Below are 1,368 nucleotides of genomic sequence, written 5' to 3'. Positions count from 1 at the left end.
AGACCGCCACCACCGTGCCGGCGGACCTGCCGAAGGAGCGGACGCCGCACCTGACCTTCGCCGAGGACGGCACCGTACGCGGCAACGCCGGCTGCAACTCCTTCAGCGGCAAGGCCACGGTCAAGGGCTCCACGGTCGTCTTCGGGCCCACGGTCAGCACCCGCAAGATGTGCCCGGGGGCCGAGATGGAGACGGAGCGCGCCGTGCTCGCCGCCCTCAAGGGCACGAAGACGTACACGATCAAGGGCAGCACGCTCACCCTCGCTGCCGACGACGGCAAGGGGATCGGTGCCACGGCCGCACCCGCCGGGGCCGAAAACAGCTCCCAGCACGGCTGAACCCGGCTCCCCGGTGTGAGGCTCACCACGAAACGAGCGTTCGGCCAGCGGCCCAGACCAAGATCGGCCGGGTTCACCGAGCGCCACGGTCACTCGCCCGCCGCCCAGCAGGGCTACCCGTCGGTAACCAGCCGCTCGGCCCGGAAGTGAGCGCCGCGTCCGTCCCGGGCGCTCCGCACCCTCCGGGCGGGCATCACGCAGGGTCACCGACCGAAGTCCCGCGAATCGCCCGCCCCGGGCGGCGGGCGGGCCCCTTCCCCGTGCTCCACCGCGCGTTTGCCGCCCGGTCCCCAATTCGGACCAGTGGTCGATCTCGCCTACACTCGGTGCCGTGCCCCGTGGTGATGGACGACTCAACCACGACCTGCTCCCCGGAGAGAAAGGCCCCCAGGACGCTTGCGGCGTCTTCGGTGTCTGGGCTCCGGGTGAAGAGGTCGCCAAGCTCACCTATTTCGGACTGTATGCCCTGCAGCACCGCGGACAGGAATCCGCGGGCATCGCAGTGAGCAACGGGTCCCAGATCCTGGTCTTCAAGGACATGGGACTGGTCTCGCAGGTCTTCGACGAAACGTCTCTGGGTTCCCTCCAGGGCCATATCGCGGTCGGTCATGCCCGCTACTCCACCACCGGTGCCTCGGTGTGGGAGAACGCGCAGCCGACGTTCCGTGCCACCGCGCACGGCTCGATCGCCCTCGGCCACAACGGGAACCTGGTCAACACCGCCCAGCTCGCGGAGATGGTCGCCGACCTCCCGCGCAAGGACGGTCGCGCCACCCAGGTCGCCGCGACCAACGACACCGACCTGGTGACCGCGCTGCTCGCCGGACAGCGCGACGAGAACGACAAGCCGCTCACCATCGAGGAAGCCGCCGCCAAGGTGCTCCCCGACGTGAAGGGCGCCTTCTCGCTCGTCTTCATGGACGAGCACACGCTCTACGCCGCCCGCGACCCACAGGGCATCCGCCCGCTGGTGCTCGGCCGGCTGGAGCGCGGCTGGGTGGTCGCTTCGGAGTCCGCCGCACTCGACATC

The 1,368-nt window shown here is 70.1% G+C and carries 2 protein-coding genes; both read left to right on the top strand.

Annotation, left to right across the window (positions count from 1 at the left end):
- The coding region (locus tag ACZ7HQ_RS45505; RefSeq protein ID WP_471003530.1) for an META domain-containing protein at window positions 1–338 on the top strand (338 nt) is incomplete at its 5' end.
- Between the two features lie 331 nt (window positions 339–669).
- Window positions 670–1,368: amidophosphoribosyltransferase (locus tag ACZ7HQ_RS45500; RefSeq protein ID WP_471003527.1), on the top strand; the 699-nt coding region annotated here is incomplete at its 3' end.

It is taken from the genome of Streptomyces sp. NPDC037290 (assembly GCF_055603245.1).
This window is presented reverse-complemented; position numbering and strand designations above follow the sequence as displayed.